23 protein-coding genes and 1 tRNA gene are annotated in these 23,640 nt (G+C 70.4%); 13 read left to right on the top strand and 11 right to left on the bottom strand.

Translation table 11 applies throughout. The features are described from left to right. Positions 1 to 73 precede the first annotated feature (73 nt). Both ACFYZE_RS05625 and ACFYZE_RS05620 read left to right on the top strand, forming a co-directional pair. A complete protein-coding gene (locus tag ACFYZE_RS05625) occupies positions 74 to 499 on the top strand; it encodes a hypothetical protein (protein WP_388989016.1) in 426 nt (141 codons plus the stop codon). 180 nt (positions 500 to 679) lie between these two features. Beyond that, positions 680 to 1,603, top strand: coding sequence for an FkbM family methyltransferase (locus tag ACFYZE_RS05620; protein WP_388989013.1), 924 nt, complete (start codon positions 680 to 682; stop codon positions 1,601 to 1,603). A 127-nt stretch (positions 1,604 to 1,730) separates the two neighbouring features. Here the strand turns inward: ACFYZE_RS05620 and ACFYZE_RS05615 are convergent, their stop codons facing one another. From ACFYZE_RS05615 to ACFYZE_RS05605, 3 genes are all read right to left on the bottom strand, one after another. Next, complete coding sequence (locus ACFYZE_RS05615; protein WP_388989011.1) at positions 1,731 to 2,498, bottom strand: glycosyltransferase family 2 protein; 768 nt, start codon at positions 2,496 to 2,498, stop codon at positions 1,731 to 1,733. 8 nt (positions 2,499 to 2,506) lie between these two features. Further along, positions 2,507 to 3,127: a GntR family transcriptional regulator gene (locus tag ACFYZE_RS05610; protein ID WP_388989536.1), complete on the bottom strand. Its 621-nt coding sequence runs from the start codon at positions 3,125 to 3,127 to the stop codon at positions 2,507 to 2,509. Positions 3,128 to 3,405: 278 nt separating this feature from the next. Beyond that, a complete protein-coding gene (locus ACFYZE_RS05605) occupies positions 3,406 to 3,780 on the bottom strand; it encodes a DUF6344 domain-containing protein (RefSeq protein WP_388989008.1) in 375 nt (124 codons plus the stop codon). A 349-nt stretch (positions 3,781 to 4,129) separates the two neighbouring features. Here ACFYZE_RS05605 and ACFYZE_RS05600 point away from each other — a divergent pair, with 349 nt between their 5' ends. Continuing rightward, the gene (locus ACFYZE_RS05600; RefSeq protein ID WP_003999697.1) at positions 4,130 to 4,258 is read left to right on the top strand and encodes a DLW-39 family protein; all 129 of its coding nucleotides are present in this window, start codon (positions 4,130 to 4,132) and stop codon (positions 4,256 to 4,258) included. Between the two features lie 246 nt (positions 4,259 to 4,504). Next, complete coding sequence (locus tag ACFYZE_RS05595; RefSeq protein WP_388989005.1) at positions 4,505 to 5,902, top strand: hypothetical protein; 1,398 nt, start codon at positions 4,505 to 4,507, stop codon at positions 5,900 to 5,902. Between the two features lie 7 nt (positions 5,903 to 5,909). Here the strand turns inward: ACFYZE_RS05595 and ACFYZE_RS05590 are convergent, their stop codons facing one another. Further along, positions 5,910 to 7,637: a protein kinase gene (locus ACFYZE_RS05590; RefSeq protein ID WP_388989002.1), complete on the bottom strand. Its 1,728-nt coding sequence runs from the start codon at positions 7,635 to 7,637 to the stop codon at positions 5,910 to 5,912. 87 nt (positions 7,638 to 7,724) lie between these two features. Beyond that, positions 7,725 to 8,273 carry a DNA-binding protein gene (locus ACFYZE_RS05585; protein ID WP_103837308.1) on the bottom strand — a complete coding sequence of 183 codons (549 nt, stop codon included), beginning with the start codon at positions 8,271 to 8,273 and terminating at the stop codon, positions 7,725 to 7,727. 180 nt (positions 8,274 to 8,453) lie between these two features. On the opposite strand from ACFYZE_RS05585, the gene ACFYZE_RS05580 reads away from it, so the two are divergent. Further along, positions 8,454 to 8,526, top strand: a tRNA-Ala gene (locus tag ACFYZE_RS05580). Positions 8,527 to 8,939: 413 nt separating this feature from the next. Here the strand turns inward: ACFYZE_RS05580 and ACFYZE_RS05575 are convergent. After that, entirely contained in the window at positions 8,940 to 9,629 is a 690-nt protein-coding gene (locus tag ACFYZE_RS05575; protein WP_388988999.1) for a DUF5324 family protein, read from the bottom strand. Positions 9,630 to 10,090: 461 nt separating this feature from the next. Here ACFYZE_RS05575 and ACFYZE_RS05570 point away from each other — a divergent pair, with 461 nt between their 5' ends. Continuing rightward, positions 10,091 to 10,624, top strand: coding sequence for a peptidylprolyl isomerase (locus ACFYZE_RS05570; RefSeq protein WP_388988996.1), 534 nt, complete (start codon positions 10,091 to 10,093; stop codon positions 10,622 to 10,624). Between the two features lie 97 nt (positions 10,625 to 10,721). Next, positions 10,722 to 11,633: a rhomboid family intramembrane serine protease gene (locus tag ACFYZE_RS05565; RefSeq protein ID WP_388988993.1), complete on the top strand. Its 912-nt coding sequence runs from the start codon at positions 10,722 to 10,724 to the stop codon at positions 11,631 to 11,633. Between the two features lie 302 nt (positions 11,634 to 11,935). Here the strand turns inward: ACFYZE_RS05565 and crgA are convergent, their stop codons facing one another. Then, positions 11,936 to 12,190, bottom strand: coding sequence for a cell division protein CrgA (crgA, locus tag ACFYZE_RS05560; RefSeq protein ID WP_103837311.1), 255 nt, complete (start codon positions 12,188 to 12,190; stop codon positions 11,936 to 11,938). A 140-nt stretch (positions 12,191 to 12,330) separates the two neighbouring features. Here crgA and ACFYZE_RS05555 point away from each other — a divergent pair, with 140 nt between their 5' ends. The 6 genes from ACFYZE_RS05555 to ACFYZE_RS05530 are packed head-to-tail and all read left to right on the top strand — an operon-like array spanning position 12,331 to position 16,663. Then, complete coding sequence (locus ACFYZE_RS05555; protein ID WP_388988990.1) at positions 12,331 to 13,134, top strand: DUF881 domain-containing protein; 804 nt, start codon at positions 12,331 to 12,333, stop codon at positions 13,132 to 13,134. A gap of 30 nt (positions 13,135 to 13,164) precedes the next feature. After that, on the top strand, positions 13,165 to 13,851 hold the full coding sequence (locus tag ACFYZE_RS05550) for a class E sortase (RefSeq protein WP_388988987.1): 687 nt from the start codon (positions 13,165 to 13,167) through the stop codon (positions 13,849 to 13,851). A 52-nt stretch (positions 13,852 to 13,903) separates the two neighbouring features. Further along, complete coding sequence (locus ACFYZE_RS05545; RefSeq protein WP_388988984.1) at positions 13,904 to 14,065, top strand: hypothetical protein; 162 nt, start codon at positions 13,904 to 13,906, stop codon at positions 14,063 to 14,065. Next, positions 14,062 to 14,700, top strand: a complete 639-nt coding sequence (locus ACFYZE_RS05540) for an aminodeoxychorismate/anthranilate synthase component II (protein WP_388988981.1) — start codon at positions 14,062 to 14,064, stop codon at positions 14,698 to 14,700. The genes ACFYZE_RS05545 and ACFYZE_RS05540 overlap by 4 nt, the downstream gene beginning before the upstream one ends. Then, on the top strand, positions 14,697 to 15,872 hold the full coding sequence (locus tag ACFYZE_RS05535) for a class E sortase (RefSeq protein ID WP_388988978.1): 1,176 nt from the start codon (positions 14,697 to 14,699) through the stop codon (positions 15,870 to 15,872). The genes ACFYZE_RS05540 and ACFYZE_RS05535 overlap by 4 nt, the downstream gene beginning before the upstream one ends. Before the next feature lie 50 nt (positions 15,873 to 15,922). Next, complete coding sequence (locus ACFYZE_RS05530; protein ID WP_388988975.1) at positions 15,923 to 16,663, top strand: class E sortase; 741 nt, start codon at positions 15,923 to 15,925, stop codon at positions 16,661 to 16,663. 286 nt (positions 16,664 to 16,949) lie between these two features. Here ACFYZE_RS05530 and pknB read toward each other — a convergent pair whose 3' ends face one another. The 4 genes from pknB to ACFYZE_RS05510 all read right to left on the bottom strand — a co-directional run bounded on the left by pknB (position 16,950) and on the right by ACFYZE_RS05510 (position 23,565). Next, positions 16,950 to 18,935 (bottom strand): Stk1 family PASTA domain-containing Ser/Thr kinase, encoded by a 1,986-nt coding sequence (pknB, locus tag ACFYZE_RS05525; RefSeq protein WP_388988972.1) that lies wholly within the window; start codon positions 18,933 to 18,935, stop codon positions 16,950 to 16,952. A 170-nt stretch (positions 18,936 to 19,105) separates the two neighbouring features. Continuing rightward, the gene (locus ACFYZE_RS05520; RefSeq protein WP_388988969.1) at positions 19,106 to 20,593 is read right to left on the bottom strand and encodes a peptidoglycan D,D-transpeptidase FtsI family protein; all 1,488 of its coding nucleotides are present in this window, start codon (positions 20,591 to 20,593) and stop codon (positions 19,106 to 19,108) included. Next, positions 20,590 to 22,026, bottom strand: a complete 1,437-nt coding sequence (locus ACFYZE_RS05515; RefSeq protein WP_388988966.1) for an FtsW/RodA/SpoVE family cell cycle protein — start codon at positions 22,024 to 22,026, stop codon at positions 20,590 to 20,592. The genes ACFYZE_RS05520 and ACFYZE_RS05515 overlap by 4 nt, the downstream gene beginning before the upstream one ends. 27 nt (positions 22,027 to 22,053) lie before the next feature. Continuing rightward, a complete protein-coding gene (locus tag ACFYZE_RS05510) occupies positions 22,054 to 23,565 on the bottom strand; it encodes a Stp1/IreP family PP2C-type Ser/Thr phosphatase (RefSeq protein ID WP_388988963.1) in 1,512 nt (503 codons plus the stop codon). Positions 23,566 to 23,640 lie beyond the last annotated feature (75 nt).

The raw sequence follows: 23,640 nt of genomic DNA, 5'->3' as shown, positions 1-23,640 counted from the left end.
TTCCGAAAGGGTGGGTGCAGTGCACACACGTCCGCAGAGTCCCCGGCCGCCGGGCACCCCACGGTGGGTCGCGATGTACCACCAGCCGTCCATGGCCTCCTGGCGGGTGGCGGCGGAGTCGCCCCACCGCTCCGCCGTGCTGTACGCGGTCGGTGAGATGACCCAGACCGTGCGGGCGCGCGGGGACGACGTGACGGTCGCGTTGTGGGGTCCGAAGGACGGCGCCTGGCAGCTGTTCGACACGCCGGAGGGCAAGGCCGCCACCCAACCGCTGCCACGCCCTGCCCGGAGCAGCGAGGAGCCGGGCAAGCTCGCCGAACGCATGGCCGACCGCCGCCACCAGGTCCTGATGGCCGGCCTGAGCAAGGCAGGGCTGTACGACCTCACGCAGGAGGACACGGCGGCGCTCCAGGAGTTGGTGAAGCGGCTCGACGAGCCCACGGTGCGTCGCGTCGCCCACTGGCTCGCCGCTGCCGGCGGCCAGGGGGCGTCTGTCTGACGTCCGTCGGGCGCGCGACGCCCGGCGCAAACCCCGGACGTCCCAGGCCCCATGCCCGACCTCAGGCCCCAGGCCCGACCCCAGGCCCCAGGCCCAAGCTTCAGGCCCCTCGGTCCGTCACCGCCCCGCGCGCGGAGCGCTACGGTTGCCTCTGTGCGGACGGAGAGAGAGGCGGACCGGATGAGCAGCACCGTCGCGGAGGTCCTGGTCACCCTGGGCCGCCGGTACGTACGGGATGCTCCGGGCTCGCTCGGCAAGGCGCCCCTGGCCGCGCGGTTCCTGAACCCGCATCTGCGGGACCACCCCCGCCGACGGGTCGTCGACACGCGCTTCGGTGCGCGGTTCGCGGTCGACACCCGGGACCTGATCCAGCGGTACCTGTATCTCTTCGGGGTGTGGGAGCCGCACATGACCCACTGGATCCAGCGCCGGCTGAGGCCGGGAGACGGATTCATCGACGTCGGGGCCAACATCGGCGTCTTCAGCGTGCTGGCCTCACACCTCGTCGGCGACCGGGGACGGGTCGTGGCGATCGAGGCCTCCCCGGCGTTCCACCACCGTCTGGTGCAGCAGGCCCGGCTGAACGGGTGCCGGAACATCCGGGCCGTGAACGCCGCAGTCTCCGACGCCCCCACCACGCTGACCTTCGTGCTCGCCAGCTCGCGCAACATGGGCGCGAACAGCATCGTCCCGTACGACGGGCCGGCCGAGTCCACCTTCGAGATCGACGCCCTGCCGCTGCCGGAGCTGCTCGATCCGCAGGAGATCGCGAACGCCCGCGTGATCAAGATAGACGTCGAGGGCGCGGAGGGCGGCGTCGTCCGCGGACTGGCGCCCGTGCTGGACAAGCTCCGGCCGGACGCGGAGATCACCGTCGAGGTGACCCCCGAGCGCATGGCGCGACTCGGCGACCGTGCCGAGGACTTGATGAGCACCATGGCCGATGCGGGCTTCCACGCCTACCGGCTGGCCAACGACTACGCGGCCGAGAGCTACCCGCGGGCGCTGAGCGGGACGCCCGGGATCGCGGTCCGCCTGCGGGGTCCGGTCGTCGAGGAGACCGATGTGGTCTTCTCCCGGGTGGACGCCGAGACCCTGCCCTGACGCGACGCGCCCCGGCAGCGGGAGTGGGTCGGGTGGTGCTTCCGGGCATCCGGGGCCTGGTCGGGTGGCGCTTCCAGGCACAAGGGTCCTGGGCCCAGGCGGCTCTTCCGGGCGCAGGAGCCTGCGGTCAGGTCGGGCTTCCGGCGCTCGGGTACCGCCAGCCGCAGGACGCCAACGCCCTGGCCCTCGCCTCCACGACCGCCATGCGCCGCTCCCGCTCGGCGGGGTCGACATGCGATGCCTGGCCCGTGGCCTGTCCCTGCCACTTCCGGTACAGCAGCCCCACCTCCCGGGAGAACCAGCCCCGGCTCACGGCGTTCAGCGCGAGCAGCAGGCCCGTGTCCTCGGACGCCGGCAGCGCCATCCAGCCCCCCAGCGCCATCAGGAGATCGCGCCGGACGCAGAGCGTCGCCGGGTGGACCTGGGCGCGGAAGCCGTTCGCCCTCCAGTAGTCGAGGACCGCGCCGCGTTCGACCGGCCCGTCCGCCGGATCGCCGGGGAAGCCGGCCGTCGAACCGTCCGGCAGGAGGTCCAGCGCGCGGGACGTGGTCCAGCCCAGGGCGGGGTCCGCTTCGAGGACGGCCAGGTCGCGGGCCAGGGTGCCCGGCGGGAGCTGGTCGTCGGCGTCCAGCACCTTCACGTACGCGCCGTCGGTGTGCGCCAGGGCCATCGTGCGGGCGACGCCGGGTCCGCCGGGCCGGCCCTGACGGAAGGTCACGCGCTCGTCGTCCGGGACGTACGGGCGGACGTCGTCCGTCTCCCCGTCCTCCTGGATCACCCAGTGCCACTCCCAGTCCTCCGGGAGCCACTGTTCGCCCAGGGACTTGTACGCCTCCGGCAGGAACCGGGCCGACGGGGCGTGGACAGCGGTGACGACGATGACGCGCCGGCTCACGGCAGCGCTCACCACCTTTCCAGGGGAGTGACGAAGACCAGTTCCGTGCGGTCGCCGGGCAGTGTGACGTCGGTGATGTCCACGACGCGGCCGCCGGTGTCGTACGAGGTCTTGCGGAGCAGGATCACCGGCGCCCCGGGCGGAAGCTCAAGTTCCTGCGCCTCTTGGGGCGTCGGCGGACGGGCGGTGAAACGCTCCTCGATGCGGTCGACCTCGATGCCGACCGTGCGGAGCTGGTTGTGTGTGCCGCCGGGCCAGGGCTCGTTGGAGTCGTCCAGCAGGTCCGGATTCCGCGCGACCACGTCACGGACGAGATAGGAGGTCACGAGGCTGAACGGGGCGTTCTCGGCCGCGCAGCGCGTCCGGTAGGTGCGCTCCAGCAGGACCGTGCCGTCCGGGACGCCGAACGCGTCCGCGAGGTGCTTGGGCGCCTTCGTCTCGCGGTACTTCGCGTCGAACACGAGGTGGTGAGACGGCAGCCCGGTGTCGTGCTCCGTCGCCCCGGTCCCCGCCCGCGTGGCCAGCGGCTGCCGGGCGCGGTCCTTCTCCCACTGGTGCCGCCCGTTGTGGCGCACCACGGGCGTCCGCCAACCCCGTACGCAGGTGTCGCGGCCGTGCCGCCGGTCCATCGGCGGGTCGTCCGCGATCAGCTCGTACGCCTTGGGCACTGGTGCTCTCACCGATCCGTCGGGGCCCTCCAGGCCAGCCTAGGACTCCTCGAGAGGTCCTGACGACTTGGGAACGGGCACGGGCTGCGCAGGCGGAAGGCGCCGGTGCCGGAAGACGAGGGCACGGCAGACGGCCCGGCACCTGGGAGCAGGTGCCGGGCGGTCTGCCGTCGGCGTGTACGCAAGTCGCCTCGGTGGGTCCCTGAGTGTCTCCGTGCTGGACGTCGTCCGCCGCTCCGTCAGCTGCGCAGCAGCACGGTCGGCTCCTCGAAGCGTCGTGGTGCGTCGTGGGAGCGGTGGGCGTGGTGGGTGAGGGGCGTGGTCGCGGCGATGGCCGTGGACGGGAGGTGGCGGCAGGAGGGGGAGGAGCCGTGGGCCTCGGCCCTGATGCGTTGCTTCATCGTGGGGGGCAGGGACCGGGCCAGGGGCCGGTGTCCGTGCGCCGGCCACGGCAGCATCATCTGCGGGCCGGAGGTGCGCGCCGACTGCGGCTGTGGTACCGACGCGGCCGCGGCCGTGGTGGCGGTCGTGGTGGCGAAGCCGAGCGCGGCGCACAGCGCCAGGAAGGCGGTGACGACGGCGGTCCACAGCTTCATGACCTTGTTCCGGGCCATGACCCCTCACTTTCGGGTTGGGCGATTTGCGTACTTTCCTCATGATGTGTATGGGGGCTGCGAAGTGGTGGACCGACGCCCGTGCCGCGTCGATCTTCGGATGAACACCACCCGGATGGGCGCACGGGGTCGCACAGGGCCGAAAAAGGCCGGAAATCTGTGGTGGAGGGCGGTGAACGTCACACACCGTGAGGTCCGCTCACCCGCGGATCGCCATCGGTGAGGTCCGGTCGTACTGCGCTGCGCCGGGCCGGAGTTGAGCGTCGGCTCAGGTCACCGATCGATATCGATCGGTGTGTATAGTCGGGCGCCAGAGGTCCCCTACGTCAAGGAAAGACGAGGTCGCGCGGTGAAGAAGCTTCTCCTGGTCGCACTGGCCGCCATCGGCGGGCTCCTCGTGTACCGCCAGATCCAGGCGGATCGCGCCGAGCAGGATCTGTGGACGGAGGCGACCGACTCCGTGCCCACGGGTTCGTGAGTTCCGACAGACAGCAGTTCAGAGCAGACCCCGGCCGCCGACGCGGTCGGGGTTTTGTGTTGCTTTCTCCAGGGACTCCCGAATATGTACCTGTCCGTCAAGGGATCGGTTGCTGCCGCAAGCGCCGTCCCCCGGGGTGAGCATTTCGGCCGCTCCTCTCCGATGCGCTGATGCCCCTGTGGCCGGCGGGGCAGGATGGGCGACGGTCCGGTCCGGAGCGGCGCAACGGCCAGAGGGGGGCGCGGGATGTGGTGGCGCACGGAAGCGCGGCGCGGAGCGCGGGGGCGTGGGCTCACGCAGGCGCACGCGGTGGTGGCCCTGTGCACGACGGCCGCGCTCGGTGTCACCCTGGCGCTTCCCGCGCGAGCCGCCCCCGCCGCCCCGGCGGCCGACGGTACGCCCACTCCGTACGCCTTCGCGCCCGGCGCCGGAACGGTCCGGGGCGCCACCGTCACCTCGGACGCCGCGCGCCTTGATCCCGGACACACCTACCGGAGCACCCTCCCCGCGGCCGGCAAGCTCTACTACCGCCTGGACCTCGACGCCACCACCAACGCCTACGTCTCCGCGACCGCCGTCCCCCGGGCCGGCGCCCGGGTCTCCGCCTCCGACGGCCTGCGGGTCTCCGTCCAGGACGCCGACGGCGCCACGTGCTCATCCGGCACCACCCACTTCGGCCCCACCCAGAGCCCGCACCCCGTCGCCGCGTGGGCCGCCCGCGAGACCGGGCCCGGCAGCTACGGGTGCAAGGACGCCGGGGTGTACTACGCGGTCGTCGAACAGCGAGACCTGTCCGGCTCCGCGACCGGCGCCTGGGACCTGGAGCTGGACTACGTCTCCGAACCCTCCCTGCAGCAGCCGGACGCCACGACCACCACACCGCCCGGCGCCTGGAACTCCGCGACCCCCGACGCCCTGCTGGGCGACCCCGTCCGGCGCGCGGGCGGAGCCGGTTTCGCCACGGCGAGCGCCCTCGGCCAGGGCGTCTGGCAGGACGCGATCCGGCCCGGGCAGACCCTCTTCTACAAGGTGCCCGTGGACTGGGGCCGGCAACTCGCCGCAACCGTCGAACTGGGCAGCTCCCCCGGTGGCTCCCCCGGCGACGGCTACGTCGGCACCGCCCTGGCCATGGCGCTGTACAACCCCGTCCGCGGCCACGTCGACGACGCCACCACCGGGTACAGCGGTGCCCAGACCTCGGCGGCCCTCACCCCGCTGCCGCCCGTCGCCTACGCCAACCGCCATGCCGCCGGCGACCGCACGAGCGGAATGCGGTTCGCGGGCTGGTACTACCTTGCCGTGCACCTGGGCGCACCCGTGGCGCAGCGGTACGGGAACGGCCCGTTCGGACTGACGCTGCGCGTGCGGGTGAGCGGGACGGCGACGTCCCCTCCGGCGTACGCGGGGTGGTCCGCGCCGCGCGATGTGTTCCGGGTGACGGCGGCCGACCGGGAGGAAGCCGCGGTGGGGACGCCCGGAGGCGGTGGGGGAGACGGAACGGGCGCGGCCGGCGGGGACCGGGATTCCCGCACGATGACGGCGGTCGCGCTGGGCGGGATCGGCACCGGGACCGCCCTCGTCCTGGTGCTCGCGGTGTGGACGGCGGCCGCCCGGCGGCGGGCGCGGAGCCGATGGGCCGGGTGACCGCCGCTCAGATCCGCAGCAGCGCCCAGAACCCGACCGCGTAGCACAGCAGCGCGAGGAGCAGGACCGGCACGGCGACCTTGGCGGGCGGGCCGGGGCGCCGGGTGGCCGCTCGCCTGCCGTGCCGGGCGACCCGCTGCGACTGCGTGGGGGCGTGCGGGGACGGGACGGCGTGGTCCTGGAGTGGGTGCCGGCCGGCGACCGCCGGGGCTGTCACGGGAGCCGTGGCGGAGGGCATGCGGGTGGGGTCGTGGTGCGGGGCATGGGCCGGGGCCAGGGCCACCACGGGTGGTGACGGCGGCCGGGCGGGCGGCCGTGGCACCACGGGGACCGTCTCGCGCGGCGAGGGCAGCGGCGGCGGCAGATGGAAACTCCCGGTGTCCGACATGGCGGCCGGCTGCGGAGGCGGCGTCGACCCGGCCGTCGGTGTGGGGCCGGATGCCGGTGTGGGGCCGGCCGTCGGTGTGGCGCGGGATGCCGGTGTGGGGCCGACCGTCGGTGTGGGGCCGGATGCCGGTGCGGGGCCGACCGTCCACCTGGGGTCGGACGTCGGCTCCGAGGCGGCCGAAGGTGCAGGAAAGGGCGACGGCGTCGGATCGACCGTGGGTCTGGGCGGTACGACGAGGGGAGCGGCCGCCGGCCGCACGGCAGGGGAAGGCGGCCCGGGCGTTGCGGTGCCCGAAACCCCCGGCCCGGCACCGGCCGCACCCGCACCGGTCGTCGGGGGCGCCGTGGTCGGCCGCGGCGGTATCGAACCGGTCGCCGGCCACGACGCCGAGACCCGGTCCGCCGACACCCCGTCCGCAGACTCCCGGTCCGCCGACACCCCACCGGCCGCACCACCCGCCCCCGCGCGCACCGGCCCGTCGGGCCCGAACCCCGCCGGAAGCGGTCCGAGTTGGTCGAAGATCTCCACCTGCTCCACGTCGGGCCCCGGCTCCGGCAGCAACTCCACGGCCGCGGCCAGCGCCTTGCGCGCCCCCGTCGCCGTACGGAACCGTGCGGCCGGATCCGGCTGCACCAGGGTCGCGACGACCTCCCAGAGCGGCCCGGGCACGCCCTGCGGCGCCCCCGGCGTCCCGTTGGCCGTGAAGTACTCGACCAGGGCCTTGGCGTCAGGCTTGGCACCCTGCAGCAGATACAGGGTGACCAGGCCCACGGCGAACAGGTCGGCCGGGAAGTCCGGCTCCGCGCCCAGCAGTTGCTCCGGCGCGAGATAACCGGGCGTGCCCACCACGTAGTCGGTCTCCGTCAGCCGCGGCTCGCCCAGCCGCATGGCGATGCCGAAGTCCGACAGCCGCAGCCGGGGCCGGGCCGTGCCGGTGGCCTCCAGAAGGATGTTGGCGGGCTTGATGTCGCGGTGCACGACCCCCTCCGCGTGCACGGCCGCTAGCCCGGACAGCAGCTGGTCCAGCAGGGTGCAGACGAGCACCGGGGGCAGCGGCCCGTAGTCCCCGACGAGGTGGACGAGCGAGCCGCCGGCGACCAGGTCCATGGTGAACAGCACCTTGTCGTCGTCCGCGGCCCAGCTCGCGGGCGCCAGCACATGGGGGTGGTCGATGCGCAGCGCCTGCTCGCGCACGAACCTCAGCAAGGAGTGGGCGTCGCTCTGCTGCAGCACCTTCGCGGCCACATAGCGGCGTCGGCGGTGGTCCCAGGCGCGCCACACCGCACCGACTCCCCCGCGCCCGATGGGATCGACCAGTTCGTACCGCCCGGCGAAGACCTCACCCATGGTCGTACGTCGCTCCCCCTCCCGGACGGCGACGAGGACCCCCGCGCACCCCCCGGCGCGAGAGTCCCCGGCGGCAAAGGCGTCGGCTCAGTTCTGGTGGGACTGGTAGTGGGCGACCGCGTCGGAGGTGCGGCCGGCGCCGTACACCCGGAGGAACTCTGCCAGTTCCGGGTGGCTCGGGGCGAGGGTGTCGGCCGCCTCGATGATGTCCCCGGCCGCCGCCACCGAGCGCAGCAGCGACTGGATCTCACGGACCACCCGCTTCACCGTGGGCGCGCCCGAACTGTTCGTCGTCTGCGTGGTGTTGCTCAGCACCGAGCCCCCCTGGGACTTCTTGATCTCCTCCATGCGCTCGGTCGCCTCGGCCGCGCTGACACTGCCGTCCGACACCTGCGCCGCCAGCTCCTGCAGCAGCTGCACCCGCTGGACCACCGCCGGGTTGCCGATCTTGGCGCGCTGACCGCTCATCAGCTGCGACAGCATCGGGGCGGACAGTCCGAGAACCCCCGCGAGGCGGGCCTGGTTGAGCCCAAGATCCTCGATGAGCCTACGGAAGAGCGCCCCCAACGGCTCCCCGTACCAGTTCCGCTGCAGCTCCCGCGCTCTTGCGGTGGCTTCCTGCTGTGCGGCGTCCATTGCGTCTCCCCATCGCTTCCCCAAAAACCGCGGTTCGCTGTAGCGAACCACGTCGAGCATCTTACGGAGAGTGGTTGTCCACGGGGACCCCCCATCTTTTTGTGAGATACCGGCCAGGACCCGGTACGCTGGTCCGCAGCGCCCGGCAGCCCGTGTTCCACCGGCCGGACGCCTCTGCGCGGGGCCTTAGCTCAGTTGGTAGAGCGCTGTCTTTGCATGGCAGATGTCAGGGGTTCGACTCCCCTAGGCTCCACACTCGAAACCGGTCGGACGCCGCATCGCGGCGATCGACCGGTTTTTGCGTGCGCCGTGACCCCGGTCACACATGGAATTTGCAGCCGTTGCGATCCATAGCGCGAACAACCGGAGAATGCCAGGCTCCTCGAGATCTCCCTCCGAGGATCCGGCGGCCTCTGACCCTCCGCCGAAGGGGGAAGCGGTCCTTGTACCGCCTGCTGGACCCCGGCCTGCGTAACCGTGAGCGTGCTCAGAGTGAGCGAAGTCTCCACGGAACGTGCACACCAGAAGCGTTGCAAACGTCATCACGGAGGGGAGAGGTGAACGCCCGCCCCCGTTCCACGTGAAACAACAGCGCCGTGGGGCAGGGGAACCCTCACCTTCCCCTGCCCCACGGCGTGATGGCAGCCCACAGCCGACCAGGCGCACTCAGCGGCGGTCGTCGCCGTCCGTGGACTCCTCCTCGGCCTGCTTCGCCTCCACCTCCGGGTCCAGCACGCTGGGACCGCTGCCGTCCACCGACGACAGCCGCTCGCTCTGCGGGACTTCGGTCGCGGCAGGCGGCTCGACCAACCAGTCCGGGTTCGCCTGCTTGTCCCACCACTTCCAGGCGGCGAAGGCGCCGCCCGCCGCGAGGCCCAGCAGGGCCAGACCCTTCGCCACCCGGCCGGCCCTGGCCCGCCGCCGCTGCCGGCGGACCAGCTTCTCGATCTGCCGCGGCGAGACCTGACCGCGCAGCGCAGCCAGTGCCGCCGCCCCGCGGGCCGCCGCCTCCTCCCGTACCGGGCCGGCCGCGGCGACGGCCTGCTCGATCTTCGGACGGGAGTAGTCGGCCGCCTGGCGGGCCGCCTTACGGGTGCGTGTCGCGGCCTGGTCCACCGCCGGCGGCACATGCGCGCGGGCCTGTTCCAGGCGCGGGGCGAGATGGGCGTCGTACTGGACGCGGGCCTGCTCGGCGGCCTGCGACACCTTGGGCGCGAGACGGACACGCGCCTCATGTGCGTAGTGCGCTGCCTTGTCCTTGGCCGTGTCGGCGTAGGGCGCCACCACTTCCGCGGCATGCAGCACGCTGTCCTTCGCCGAACCGGTCGCGGCGCGCACGCTGTCAATGCGGGTCACGGGGTTCCTCCTCCTCGGTGGCGTACGGTAATTCGACTTTCCAGCCTTTTACGGATCATGCCTGTCGAACAGCACCCGGGCATGCGAGAAACGGCATCCGGGTCATGCGGCCCAGGCGGACGATTGCGGTCCGTGCCCGGGCGGACGACGAGAGACGATCACGCGCATCGGCCGATCACGTGCAAGAGCGGATGAATACGGAGTAACAGGAGCTTGTCCCCGACAATGCCACGGATCGTCCCGCCGCGCCCTTGAGACAGGACGACTCGACCGGTTTTCCCACGCCCGCAGCCGACACCGGCCCCACGAACCACCCGCCGTCCGGGCTGCCGCCCCGGCAGCACCACGGGAACCACCGACCGATCTTCCCCCGGACGTGGTCGCGGACGTGGTCGCCGGACGACGCGGAGGGCGTGGCGTGCGAGGATCAGGAGGTCACAAAGGACAACGGAAGGCAGATCGTGGCTGAGCAGCTCTACGCCACCCTGAAGACCAACCACGGCGACATCCTGGTCCGGCTCTTCCCGGACCACGCCCCCAAGACGGTCAAGAACTTCGTCGAACTCGCCAAGGGTGAGCGTGAGTGGACTCACCCCGCCACCGGCGAGAAGTCCGCCAAGAAGCTCTACGACGGCACGGTCTTCCACCGGGTGATCAGCGGCTTCATGATCCAGGGCGGTGACCCGCTGGGCAACGGCACCGGCGGTCCCGGCTACCAGTTCGAGGACGAGTTCCACCCGGACCTGCGCTTCGACAAGCCCTACCTGCTGGCCATGGCCAACGCCGGTCCGGGCACCAACGGCTCGCAGTTCTTCATCACGGTCGCCCCGACGGCCTGGCTGAACCGCAAGCACACGATCTTCGGCGAGATCACCGACGCGGGCAGCCAGAAGGTCGTGGACTCCATCGCCACCACCCAGACCAACCCGCGCACCGACCGCCCGGTCAACGACGTCGTCATCGAGTCGGTCGTCGTCGAGACCCGCGAGGGCTGACCCCCACAGGGCACCCCGCACGAGGGAACAAAAGCGCCCCGCCCATCCGTAGAAGGAGGGGCGGGGCACCCCGTCGTACGGAGAAGTGAGGGACCTCATGGACCAGGCGCCAGGCAGCCCGCAGGGCCCGCAGAACCAGGGGCCGCCCGAGGCCCGGGAGCTGCCGGTCTGCTATCGGCACCCGGACCGCGAGACCGGCATCCGCTGCACCCGCTGCGAGCGCCCCATCTGCCCGGAATGCATGGTCGACGCCTCGGTCGGCTTCCAGTGCCCCGAGTGCGTCCGCACCGGATCCGGCACGGGCCACGCCCCGGCCGCCTCCCGGCCGCGCACCATCGCCGGCGGCAGCGTCACCGCCGACCCGCGCCTCCTCACCAAGATCCTCATCGGGATCAACGTCGCGGTGTTCATCGCGGTGCAGGTACGCCCGTCACTGTTGAACGACCTGTTCCTCATCGGCGCCTGGCCGCCCAAGCCCTTCACACCCACCGAAGGAGTCGCGGGCGGCGAGTGGTACCGCATGGTGACCTCGATGTTCACCCACCAGGAGATCTGGCACATCGCCTTCAACATGCTCAGTCTCTGGTGGCTCGGCGGACCTCTGGAGGCAGCCCTCGGCCGTCTCCGCTACCTCACGGTCTACTTCGTCTCCGGGCTGTCGGGCAGCGCCCTGGCCTATCTGCTGGCCTCCCCGACCACGGCCACGCTCGGTGCCTCCGGCGCCATCTTCGGCCTGTTCGGCGCCACCGCCGTCCTGATGCGCCGCCTCAATTACGACCTGCGGCCGATCATCGCCCTACTGGTGATCAACCTGATCTTCACCTTCAGCCCGGGGATGCACATCTCCTGGCAGGCCCATATCGGAGGCCTGGTGGCCGGCGTGATCAGCGGCTACGCCATGGTCCACGCCCCGCGCGAACGGCGGGCCCTCGTGCAGTACGGGGTGTGCGCGCTGGTGCTGGCCGCCGTGGTCGTCATGACACTGCTGAGAACAGCTCAGCTCACCTGAGTGGCGGATGTGCACAGGCCGTAGCCCGGGGTTGTACCCAGAGTTGTCCACAGCCCGGCCCGGGATCTTGTGCATGCGGCGGGGAACGCATGTGCCCCCTGTCACCGACCGGAGTTTTCCCAGGTGGGACAGGGGGCGAACAGGTTTACGGAGGCCGGTGATTCCGTCATACCGGCGTCAATGCCCGACGGGTTATCCACAGATCGTCGTTCTTTTTCCACTGGCCGCACGACTTGTGGACAGGGCTGTGGATAACTCCGCGTGCAGCTGTGGGCAGAGCCGGCGCCGACGGGCGTGAGGCCCTACTTCCACTGGGTGGAGACGCCGAACCCGGCGGCGATGAACCCGAAGCCCACCACGATGTTCCAGTTGCGCAGCGCGTGGATCGGCAGCGACCCGTCGGTCACGTAGAAGACGACGATCCAGGCCAGCCCGATGAGGAACATGGCCAGCATCACCGGCGCGACCCAGCCGCGGTTCTCCAGCTTGATGGCCTGGGCCTGCTTGGACGGCGGTGGCGTGTAGTCGGCCTTCTTGCGGATACGTGACTTCGGCACGAGGGTCTCTCCTGTCGATGCGCTGCGTCGCCGCGCAGGGAACTGGGGCTGGCTCCGGGGCAGCGTACAAGGGGACATGAGCGCTCCCCCGGGCGTCCGTTAGCGTAGTGCTTCCGCGGCGCCGAAGGAGATAAGGGTACGTGAGCGATACGGACGACTCCCCCGGGACGGGTTCCGGTTCCCCGGATGTGGGGACCCCGTCCGTCCGCACGCGCCGATTCCGGCCCGTGCGGGTGCTCACCGTGGGCGTCTTCGCTCTCGCCGGTCTTCTGTTCATGACGAGCTTCAACACGGCCAAGGGGACCAACCTCCGCACCGACACCTCGCTGCTGAAGCTGTCCGACCTCATCCACGAGCGCAGCCACAAGAACGCCCGGCTCGACGAGTCCAACGCCGCCCTGCGCTCCGCCGTGGAGGCCCTGGCCAAGCGCACCGGCGGCACGACGAGCAAGGCCGAGCAGGACCGCCTCGCGACGCTGGAGAAGGACGCCGGCACCCAGAAGCTCACCGGCAGGGCCGTCACGGTCACCCTCAACGACGCCCCGCCGAACGCCACCGCCAAGCTCCCCGGATATCCGGAGCCGCAGCCCGACTACCTGGTGATCCACCAGCAGGACCTCCAGGCCGTGGTGAACGCGCTGTGGCAGGGCGGCGCCCAGGGCATCAAGGTCATGGACCAGCGGCTGATCTCCACCAGCGCGGTGCGCTGCGTCGGCAACACCCTGATCCTCCAGGGCCGCGTCTACTCGCCCCCCTACAAGATCACCGCCGTCGGGAACCCGGACAAGCTGCAGAAGGCGCTCGCGGACTCGCCCGCGATCCAGAACTACATGGTGTACGTCAACGTCTACGGCCTCGGCTGGAAAGTCACCGAGGACGGCACGGTGACTCTTCCCGGCTACTCCGGCACAGTGGACCTGCACTACGCCAAGCCCGTGGAGTAGAGGCCGCTGCCGCTGGGGGGATCCGTGCCGGTGCGCGTGATCGTCAGGACCGTCAGCGAACTGTGCATCACCGTGGGTGCCCTCATCGTGCTGTTCGTGGTCTACGTGATGTTCTGGACCGGGGTGAAGGCGGACGGCGCGATGAACGACCAGATCGGCCGGCTGCAGAAGCAGTGGGCGAAGGAGACGGTGCGCGCGTCCGCCGCGGCGACGGGCGCCGCGAGCCCCGGCAGTCCGGGACCGTATGTCCAGGGCAGGCCGTTCGCCGTCATGTACGTCCCGCGGTTCGGTTTCACGTGGAACAAGCCCGTGCTCGAGGACACCGCCGTGGACACCCTGAAGAGGGGGCTGGGCCACTACGCGGGCACCGCCCGGCTCGGCCAGGTGGGCAACTTCGCGGTCGCCGGCCACCGGCGGACGTACGGCGATCCCTTCAAGGACTTCCCCGGGCTGCGGCCCGGCGACGCGGTGGTCCTCACCGACGGCACCACCTGGTTCACGTATCGGATCGACAAAGGCCCTTACAAAACCGTGCCGACGGACGTTGAAGTGATCGACCCTGTGCCACGTACGTCCGGGTACACGCGTCCGGGACGCTATCTGACGCTGACGACGTGCGATCCCGAGTGGGGGCACAGTCACCGGCTGATCGTCTGGGCGCACCTGGATTCCACACAGCCTGTGGAGGCAGGGAAACCGGCGGCTCTGCGCCAGTAGTCTGGTGGCGTACGGCGTGAGTCTGGTGCCGTGGTGAGACGGAAGGGACGGCATGTACGGCTGGATCTGGCGGCATCTGCCGGGGAACGTGTGGCTGAAGGCACTGATTTCCGTCGTGCTGGTCCTGGCCGTGGTGTACGTCCTGTTCCAGTACGTCTTCCCGTGGGCCGAACCGCTGCTGCCCTTCAACGATGTGACGGTGGACAACCAGTGAGCGCGCGCATTCTCGTCGTCGACAACTATGACAGCTTCGTCTTCAACCTGGTGCAGTACCTGTACCAGCTGGGCGCCGAGTGCGAGGTGCTGCGCAACGACGAGGTGTCGACGGCGCACGCCCAGGACGGCTTCGACGGCGTCCTGCTGTCCCCCGGACCGGGCACCCCCGAGGAGGCCGGCGTCTGCGTCGACATGGTCCGCCACTGCGCCGCGACGGGCGTCCCGGTCTTCGGGGTCTGCCTGGGCATGCAGTCGATGCAGGTGGCCTACGGCGGTGTCGTCGACCGGGCGCCGGAGCTGCTGCACGGCAAGACCTCGCTGGTGGAGCACGAGGGCAAGGGCGTCTTCGCGGGCCTGCCGTCCCCCTTCACGGCGACCCGCTACCACTCCCTGGCCGCCGAACCGGCCACCGTCCCGGCCGATCTGGAGGTCACGGCGCGCACGCACGACGGGATCATCATGGGTCTCAGGCACCGGGAGCTGCGGGTGGAGGGTGTGCAGTTCCACCCCGAGTCGGTGCTGACCGAGCACGGGCACCGCATGCTGGCCAACTGGCTGGTGGAGTGCGGCGACGAGGAGGCCGTGGCGAGGTCGGCGGGGCTCGCCCCGGTGGTGGGCAGGGCCACGGCGTGACCGCGCTGCGCCCCGAGCGCGAGACCGGCGCCACCTACGGGGACGCCGCGGAGCAAGGGTCCTCGTACGGGCAGCAGCCGTACGGGGACTTCGGCATGTGGCAGGGGCAGGAGCCGGGCCCTCAGTGGCAGGGCGCCGGGGAGTACGGGCAGCAGGCGCCGCAGCAGACGTACGAGCCCCGGCAGGGGTACGACGCGACGACGGTGCTTCCGTCGTACGGGGAACCGCGACCGGCACCGGCTCCCGCGTACGACGAGCCCGTGCCGGTGGACAACGAGACCGTCGCGCTGCGCACCTCGGACATCGAGGAGGCGCGGCGGGCCGCGAACCGGGCCGCCGAGACCGCTCCGCCGCCCGGTGGGCGCGCCGCGCGCCGCAAGGCGGCCCGGAAGCACGGGCGGCGCGGAAACGGGCCGCAGACGCCCGAGAAGGCCGCGGAGACGCCCGCTCAGGCGCCGCGCTCCCGGGTGGAGGCCCGGCGGGCGGCGAAGGCGCAGAAGCCCGGTGCGGCGGTCGTGGCGAGCCGCGTGGTGGGCGAGCTGTTCATCACCACCGGTGTGGTGATGCTGCTCTTCGTGACGTACCAGCTGTGGTGGTCGAACGTGCGGGCGCACCAGGAGGCGGGCAGCGCCGCGCAGCACCTCCAGCAGGACTGGGCGAGCGGCAAGCGGGAGCCGGGGGTGTTCGCGCCGGGGCAGGGCTTCGCCATCCTGCACATCCCGAAGCTGGACGTGGTGGCGCCGATCGCGGAGGGCACCAGCAAGACGAAGGTGCTCGACAAGGGCATGGTCGGGCACTACGGCGAGGGCAGCCTGAAGACGGCGATGCCGAGCGACAAGACGGGCAACTTCGGGCTCGCGGGGCACCGGAACACGCACGGCGAGCCGTTCCGGTACATCAACCGTCTCCAGCCGGGTGACGCGATCGTGGTGGAGACGCAGGACGAGTACTACGTCTACAAGATGACGTCGATGCTGCCGGTGACGTCCCCGGCGAACACCACTGTCCTGGACCCGATCCCGAAGGGGTCCGGCTTCACCGCACCGGGCCGCTACATCACATTGACCACGTGCACGCCGGAGTTCACCAGCAAGTACCGGCTGATCGTGTGGGGCAAGATGGTCGAGGAACGGCCGCGCAGCAAGGGCAAGCCGGACGCGCTCATTTCGTAGGCGCAGGGCACGTGGACGCACGGGCACGTGGAACAGACAGGGCAGATGCAGTGGGAGTGACCACCGACCAGGACGAGCGGACCGCCGCTTCCCCGTCGGCTCGGCGCCGCGGGCGCGGCCGGATCGCGCTGGCGGTCAGCGTCTTCGGCGAGCTGCTGATCACGGCGGGACTGGTGCTGGGCCTGTTCGTCGTCTACTCCCTGTGGTGGACGAACGTCATAGCGGACCGCCGGGCCGACCATCAGGGCGACAAGGTGCGCGACCACTGGGCGGCCGAGAAGGACAGCGGCCCGGGCGCCCTGGACACGAAGGACGGCATCGGCTTTCTGCACGTGCCGGCGATGAAGAACGGCGAGGTGCTCGTCGAGAAGGGCACGTCCACGAGCGTCCTCAACGACGGCGTGGCCGGCTACTACACGGACCCGGTCAAGGCGACGCTGCCGATGACGGGCGGGACGGGCAACTTCACGCTGGCCGCGCACCGGGACGGGCACGGGGCGAAGTTCCACAACATCGACAAGCTGAAGAAGGGCGACCCGATCGTCTTCGAGACGAAGGACGACTGGTACGTCTACAAGGTCTTCGCGATCCTCCCCGAGACCTCGAAGTACAACGTGAAGGTGCTCTCGGCGATCCCGAAGGAGGCGGGCGTGAAGAAGCCGGGCCACTACATCACCCTGACGACGTGCACCCCCGTCTACACCTCGGAGTACCGGTACATCGTGTGGGGCGAACTGGTGCGGGTGCAGAAGGTGGACAGCGAGCGGACGCCGCCGAAGGAGCTGGACTGAGCGACAGAGGTCCTGGGAGGACCTCTGTCCCCTGACATGGCGGAGGCTCGAAGCCCCGCAACTACCTCTGCGGATTCGAGCCTTCGTCGGCTTCGGCTGGCGCAGGGCCTTGAGCCGCACTCCGGCGGTCCACGCTTCCAGCTCGTGACGGTCCACGAGATGTGGTCGGATCTCGTACAAAGAGCTGGAGCTGCAGGTTTGGTTCCATGCGAGAGCCCCGGCACCTGCAGGTGCCGGGGCTCGCTCGTCGTGGTGGCCGGTGCGGGCCGGTGCGGGCCGGTCGGCCTCAGCCTCCGGTCAGTCCGCTGAAGAAGCCGCCGTTGCCGCCGCCGTTGTTTCCTCCGGCCGGCACCGTGGTCAGGGTGATCGTCTGGCTGTTCGGGTCGGCCTGGGTGTTGGGCTGCGGGTCCTGGTTGACGACCCGGGCGTTGCCGTCCGTCGGGCCGTTGACCTGAATGCGGTTGAAGCCCTTCTGCTGAAGGATCTTCACGGCGTCGCTCAGCTTTTGGTTGAATACGCCCGGGACCTGCGTCTGCTGGTTGGCCTGCTTGCCTATCTGGATGGTGATCGTCGTGCCGGCCTTCACCTGGGTGAGCACCCCGGGGTCGGTCTGTATGACCTTGCCGACCTGGTTCGGGTCGGTGGTGTCGGTGTCGACGCAGTTGCCCGGTGTCAGGTTGTTCGCCTGCAGCTGCTTCTTGGCGTCGTCACAGGTCTGGTTCCTCACGTCCGGCACGGTCACGGTCTGCGGGGCCGCGGCCACCGTGAGGGTTATCGTCGAGCCCTTCTCCTGATCCGTGCCGCCGGCGGGGTTCTGGTCAGTGACGACGCCCGGGGTCTGGTCGGACTCCGCCGTCTTGCGTTCGACCACGAAGCCCTTGTCCTCGAGCTGGGACTTCGCCTTGTCGAACTGCAGCCCCCGCACGTCCGGCACCGCCACCTTCGGGGCCCCCGTGGACACCACCAGATTGACGACGCTGCCCTTCTTGACCTCGGTGTTCGCCTTCGGGTCCTGCGAGCAGACATTGCCCTTCTGCTGGTCCTCGCAGGGCTTCCGCGAGATGGAGAGCTTCAGGTCCGAGTTGTCCGCGAGTGTCTGCGCGTCCTTCTGGGACTGGCCGACGAAGTTCGGCGCCGGCACGGTGTCGTTGCCGACCCCGCCGTTGCCGCTGAAGATCCACTTGCCGATGAGGATCGCGCCGACCAGCACCAGTACACCCGCGACGACCAGCAGGACCGTCGAGGTGTTCGACTTCTTCTGGCGGCGGCGGTCCGGGCGGTCGTCGTAGCCGTAGCCCCCGTCGTCCGGGTTCATCGGCGGCATCATCGTCGTCGCGCCGGCGCCCGGGTCGGAGCGCAGGGCCGTCGTCGGCTGGTCGTCGGGGTAGCCGCCGTAGCCGACCGAGCCCATCGCCGCCGTCGCCGCGACCGGCTGGCCGTCGAGGCACGCCTCGATGTCGGCGCGCATCTCGTCGGCGCTCTGGTAGCGGTAGTCGGGGTCCTTGACCAGCGCCCTGAGCACGATCGCGTCCATCTCGGGCGTGATCTCGGGGTCGAAGACGCTCGGCGGCTGCGGTTCCTCGCGGACGTGCTGGTAGGCCACCGCGACCGGGGAGTCGCCGACGAAGGGCGGGCGGACCGTCAGCAGCTCGTAGAGCAGGCATCCCGTCGAGTACAGGTCCGAACGCGAGTCGACCTGCTCGCCCTTCGCCTGCTCGGGCGAGAGGTACTGGGCGGTGCCGATGACCGCCGCGGTCTGCGTCATCGTCATGCCGGCGTCGCCCATGGCGCGGGCGATGCCGAAGTCCATCACCTTGACCTGGCCGTTGCGCGTCAGCATGACGTTCGCGGGCTTGATGTCGCGGTGGACGATGCCGTTGCGGTGGGCGTACTCCAGGCCCTGGAGGATGCCGATGGTCATCTCCATGGCGCGCTCCGGCAGCAGCTTGCGGCCGCTGTGAAGAAGCTCACGGAGTGTTGAGCCGTCGACGTACTCCATGACGATGTACGGGATCGAGACCCCGTCGATGTAGTCCTCGCCCGTGTCGTACACCGCGACGATCGCGGGGTGGTTGAGTGAGGCGGCCGACTGGGCCTCCCGGCGGAACCGGGCCTGGAAGGAAGGGTCGCGCGCCAGGTCGGCGCGCAGCGTCTTCACCGCCACGGTGCGGCCGAGGCGGGTGTCGTGCGCGAGGTAGACCTCGGCCATGCCACCACGGCCGAGCACCTGGCCCAGCTCGTACCGGCCGCCGAGGCGACGCGGCTCTTCCATAGCTTCCTACCAGCCCTCTCCGTCGGTCCCGACCACACCCGCGTGTGGTCCGGCGGTGTGCTGTCCGGGCATACGGTACCCGGCTCGCTCTGTGTGACCTGGCCACATCCGCCACCTGATACAGGACCGGTATCGCAACGTGCACCGATGTGAAGGGGACGTGACGGGGGTCACTTCTTGCTGTTGATGACCGCTTCCATGACGCTCTTCGCGATGGGGGCGGCGAGGCCGCCACCGGAGATGTCGTCACGGTTGGCCTTGTCGTCCTCGACCACCACGGCCACGGCGACAGGCGAGCTGCCGTCCTTGAGCTTGGCGAACGAGAGGAACCAGGCGTACGGCTTCTCACTGTTGTTCAGACCGTGCTGGGCGGTACCGGTCTTGCCGCCCACGGTGACGCCGGGGATCTGCGCGTTGGTGCCGGTGCCCTTCTCGACGACGGTCTGCATCATCGACTGCAGGATCTGGGCGTTCTTCTCCGACAGCGGCCGGCTGAGCTCCTGCGGCTGAGTCTGAGTGATCACGTCGAGGCTGGGCGCCTGCAGCTTGTCCACCATGTACGGCTTCATCAGCTTGCCGTCGTTGGCGACGGCGGAGGCGACCATGGCCATCTGCAGCGGCGTCGCAGCGGTCTCGAACTGGCCGATGGAGCTGAGCGCCGTCTGCGGCCGGTCCATCTTCTCGGGGAAGTTGGAGGCGACCGAGCGCACCGGCGTGTACTGCTCGGAGTCGAAGCCGAACTTCTTCGCCTCCTCGAGCATCTTGTCCTTGCCGAGGTCGGCGCCGATCTTGCCGAAGACGGTGTTGCAGGAGTACTGCAGCGCGGTCCGCATGGTCGCGTTCTCGCAGGGGATGTTCCCCTCGTTCTTCAGCTCCGTCCTGGTGTCCGGGAGGGTGTAGGGCAGCGGGGACCTGGTCGGGTCGTCCGCGCTGGTGTACAGCCCGTTCTCCAGCGCCGCCGCCGCAGTGACCACCTTGAAGGTCGAGCCCGGCGGGTAGGTCTCGCGCAGCGCCCGGTTCAGCATCGGATCGCTCGGGTCGCTCTTCTTCTGCAGCTTCTGCCAGGCCGCGGAGTCCGTGGACAGCGAGTTGCCCGCGAACGTCGACGGGTCGTACGACGGGTAGGAGGCCAGCGCCAGGATCGCCCCGGTCTGCGGGTCGAGCGCCACGGCCGCGCCCTTGCCGCCGACCTTCTTCAGGCCGTCGTACGCGGCCTTCTGCGCGGCCGCGTTGAGGGTGGTGACGACGTTGCCGCCCTGCTGCTGCTTGCCCGTCAGCATGTTGAGGGTGTTGCGGAAGAACAGCCTGTCGTCGGTGCCGGTGAGGATGCCGTCCTCGATGGACTCCAGCTGCGTGGCGCCGAAGGCCTGCGAGGCGTAACCGGTGACCGGCGCCCACATCGCGCCGTCCTTGTAGGTGCGCTTGTACTTGAAGTCGTTGAGGCTGTTGGTGGGCGTCTCCTTGGACCCGGTGATGGGGTTGCCGTCGACGATGATGTCGCCGCGCGGCGTGGAGTACCGGGCGATCAGCACACGGCGGTTGTTCGGGTCGGTGCGCAGGCTGTCGGCCTGAAGGTACTGGAGCCAGTTGTCGCGGACGAGCAGCGCGAGGACAAGGAGCCCGCAGAAGATCGCGATCCGGCGCAGGGGCTTGTTCACGGTCGGACCACCTGGGTCATCTCGGCGTCGGGGTTCGGGGCGGGGGTGGGGGCCGGGCGGCGCGCGGTGTCGCTGATGCGCAGCAGGATGCCGATCAGGGCCCAGTTGGCGATCACGGAGGAGCCTCCGTACGCCAGGAAGGGCATCGTCATACCGGTCAGCGGGATGAGCCCCATCACACCGCCGGCGACCACGAAGACCTGCAGCGCGAACGCGCCGGACAGGCCGACGGCCAGCAGCTTGCCGAACGGGTCGCGGGCGGCGAGGGCGGTGCGGACGCCGCGCTCCACGATCAGGCCGTAGATCAGCAGGATCGCCATGATTCCGGCCAGGCCCAGCTCCTCGCCGAAGGTGGCGAGGACGAAGTCCGAGTTGGCGGCGAACCGGATCAGGTCGGAGTGGCCCTGACCGAGGCCGGTGCCGAGGGTGCCGCCGGAGCCGAACGCCCACAGGGCCTGCTGCAGCTGCTCGGAGTGGCCGCCGACGCCCTGGCGGCTGAGCGTGTACTCCTTCATCGGGTCGAGCCAGGCCTGGACGCGCATCTTCACGTGCGGCTCGATGCTGGCCACGCCGACGGCGCCGGCCGCGGACATCAGCAGACCGAAGACGATCCAGCTGGTCCGCTCGGTGGCGACGTACAGCATGACGACGAACATTCCGAAGAACAGCAGCGACGTACCGAGGTCGGTCTCGAAGACCAGGATGAGGATCGAGATCGCCCAGACGACGAGGATCGGTCCGAGGTCGCGTCCGCGTGGCAGGTACAGGCCCATGAAGCGGCGGCTGGCCAGGGCGAGCGCGTCGCGCTTGACCATCAGGTAACCGGCGAAGAACACCGCGAGGACGATCTTCGCGAACTCACCGGGTTGGATGGAGAAGCTGCCGACGTGGATCCAGATCTTCGCGCCGTAGATGTTGGCGCCCAGGCCCGGGACGAGCGGCAGGAGCAGCAGGACCAGTGCCGCAACCATGGAGATGTAGGTGTAGCGCTGCAGGACGCGGTGGTCCTTGAGGAAGACCAGTACGGCGACGAACAGCGCGATGCCCAGCGCCGTGTACATCAGCTGGCGGGGCGCCGCGTTGCCGGCCTGCTTGATGGACTGCAGCAGCTTGGACTGGTCCAGCCGCCAGATCACCACCAGACCGAGGCCGTTGAGCAGGGTCGCCAGCGGCAGCAGCAACGGGTCCGCGTACGGGGCGAACTTCCGTACGACGAGATGGCCGACGCCGGCCAGCAGACCGAGGCCGACACCGTAGCTCAACAGGCCGGGCGGCACCTTGTTGTTGATGGCGAGGCCCACGTTGGCGTAGGCGAACACCGGGATGACGACGGCGAACACCAGCAGCGCCAGCTCGGTGTTGCGGCGGCTCGGTGTGCCGATCGCGCCGATCGTGGACGTGTGGTGCGTCGACGTGTTCGTACTGCTGCTCATGGTGTGACAGGGCCCCTCACGGCTTGCTTACTGCTTACCGCACAGTGAGACGACCTTCTGCTCTTGCTCCGAGAGGCTGGGGCCGGGTGTGGGAGTGGGTGCGGTCTGGGTCTTGGAGGCCGACGCCGAGGGGTTCGGAGTCGCTGTGGCCTTGGACGTCGGGGAGTTGCTCGCGGTTCCCGTGGTGCTGCCGGGCTTGGGGGTGTTCTTGGAGTCCGCGGTGCGGCGTTCGGCGTCCTTCCTGCACGCGGACGCCTGCACGGCCAGCTCGGAGATCTTCGACTGGGCCGCCTGGAGACCGCCCTCGGCGATGGTCGCCTGGACCTGCTTCTGCTGGTACGACGGCAGGTACTTGAGTTCGATCTCCGGGTGGTCCTTCTCCACCTTGGACAGCGACACCCAGGCCAGGTCCTGGCTGATGCCGCGGTACAGCGCGACGTGCTCGCCGTTGGCGCCGACGTAGTACTGCGTCTGCGTCCACCGGTAGGCGCCGTAGCAGCCGCCGCCGATGACGGCGAGCGCGAGGACCGTGTAGAAGGATCTCTTCAGCCACCTGCGGCTCTTCCTCGGCTTGACGAAGTCCTCGTCGGTGTAGTCGCCGAAGCTGCCCGCCGGGATGTACCCGGTGGTGTCGCCGCTGCCGGGCGGCCCGAACTGGCCCCCGCCGCCCTGCCCGGCGGCGTGGCGGCCCAGGCCGGCGGCGCGGCCCGCGGGCGTCTGCATGATGCCGTTGTCGTGCAGGTGGTTCTGGTTCTCGGCGACCGCGCCCACCACGACCGGGGTGTCGGACAGATGCCCGGCGAGGGTGTCCCCGGTGTCCAGGTCCAGCACGTCGGCCACGATGACCGTGATGTTGTCGGGGCCGCCACCGCGCAGCGCCAGCTCGATCAGCGCCTGCACGGTCTCCTCGGGGCCGTGGTAGCTGGCGAGGGTCTCCTCCAGCGTCTGGTGGGAGACCACCCCGGACAGCCCGTCGGAGCAGATCAGGTAACGGTCGCCGGCGCGCACCTCGCGGATGGACAGGTCCGGCTCGACGTGGTCGCCGCTGCCCAGCGCGCGCATCAGCAGGGACCGCTGCGGGTGGGTGGTGGCCTCCTCCTCGGTGATGCGGCCCTCGTCGACGAGCCGCTGCACCCACGTGTGGTCCTGGGTGATCTGGGTGAGGACGCCGTCCCGCAGCAGGTACGCGCGGGAGTCGCCGACGTGGACGAGACCGAGCCGCTGACCGGTCCACAGCAGCGCGGTGAGCGTGGTCCCCATGCCCTCGAGCTGGGGGTCCTCCTCGACCATCGCCCGCAGCTGGTCGTTGGCGCGCTGCACCGCGGTGCCGAGCGAGGTGAGGACGTCGGAGCCGGGGATGTCGTCGTCGAGCGCGACGATGGTGGAGATCACCTCGGAGGAGGCGACCTCGCCGGCGGCCTGGCCGCCCATCCCGTCGGCGATCGCGAGCAGGCGCGGACCGGCGTAACCGGAGTCCTCGTTGCCCTCGCGGATCATGCCTTTGTGCGATCCGGCGGCGAAGCGCAGTGACAGACTCATGCGCACCTCGCCCGTCGGCTCCGGGTACATCCGCACGGTGCCCACCCTCCGGTCGGGAGCGCGCCGGTGCCCTGG

Source organism: Streptomyces sp. NPDC001796, assembly GCF_042892355.1.
GTDB lineage: Bacteria > Actinomycetota > Actinomycetes > Streptomycetales > Streptomycetaceae > Streptomyces.
Note: the sequence above shows the minus strand (reverse complement) of the source record. Positions and strands in the feature narration are given on the sequence as shown.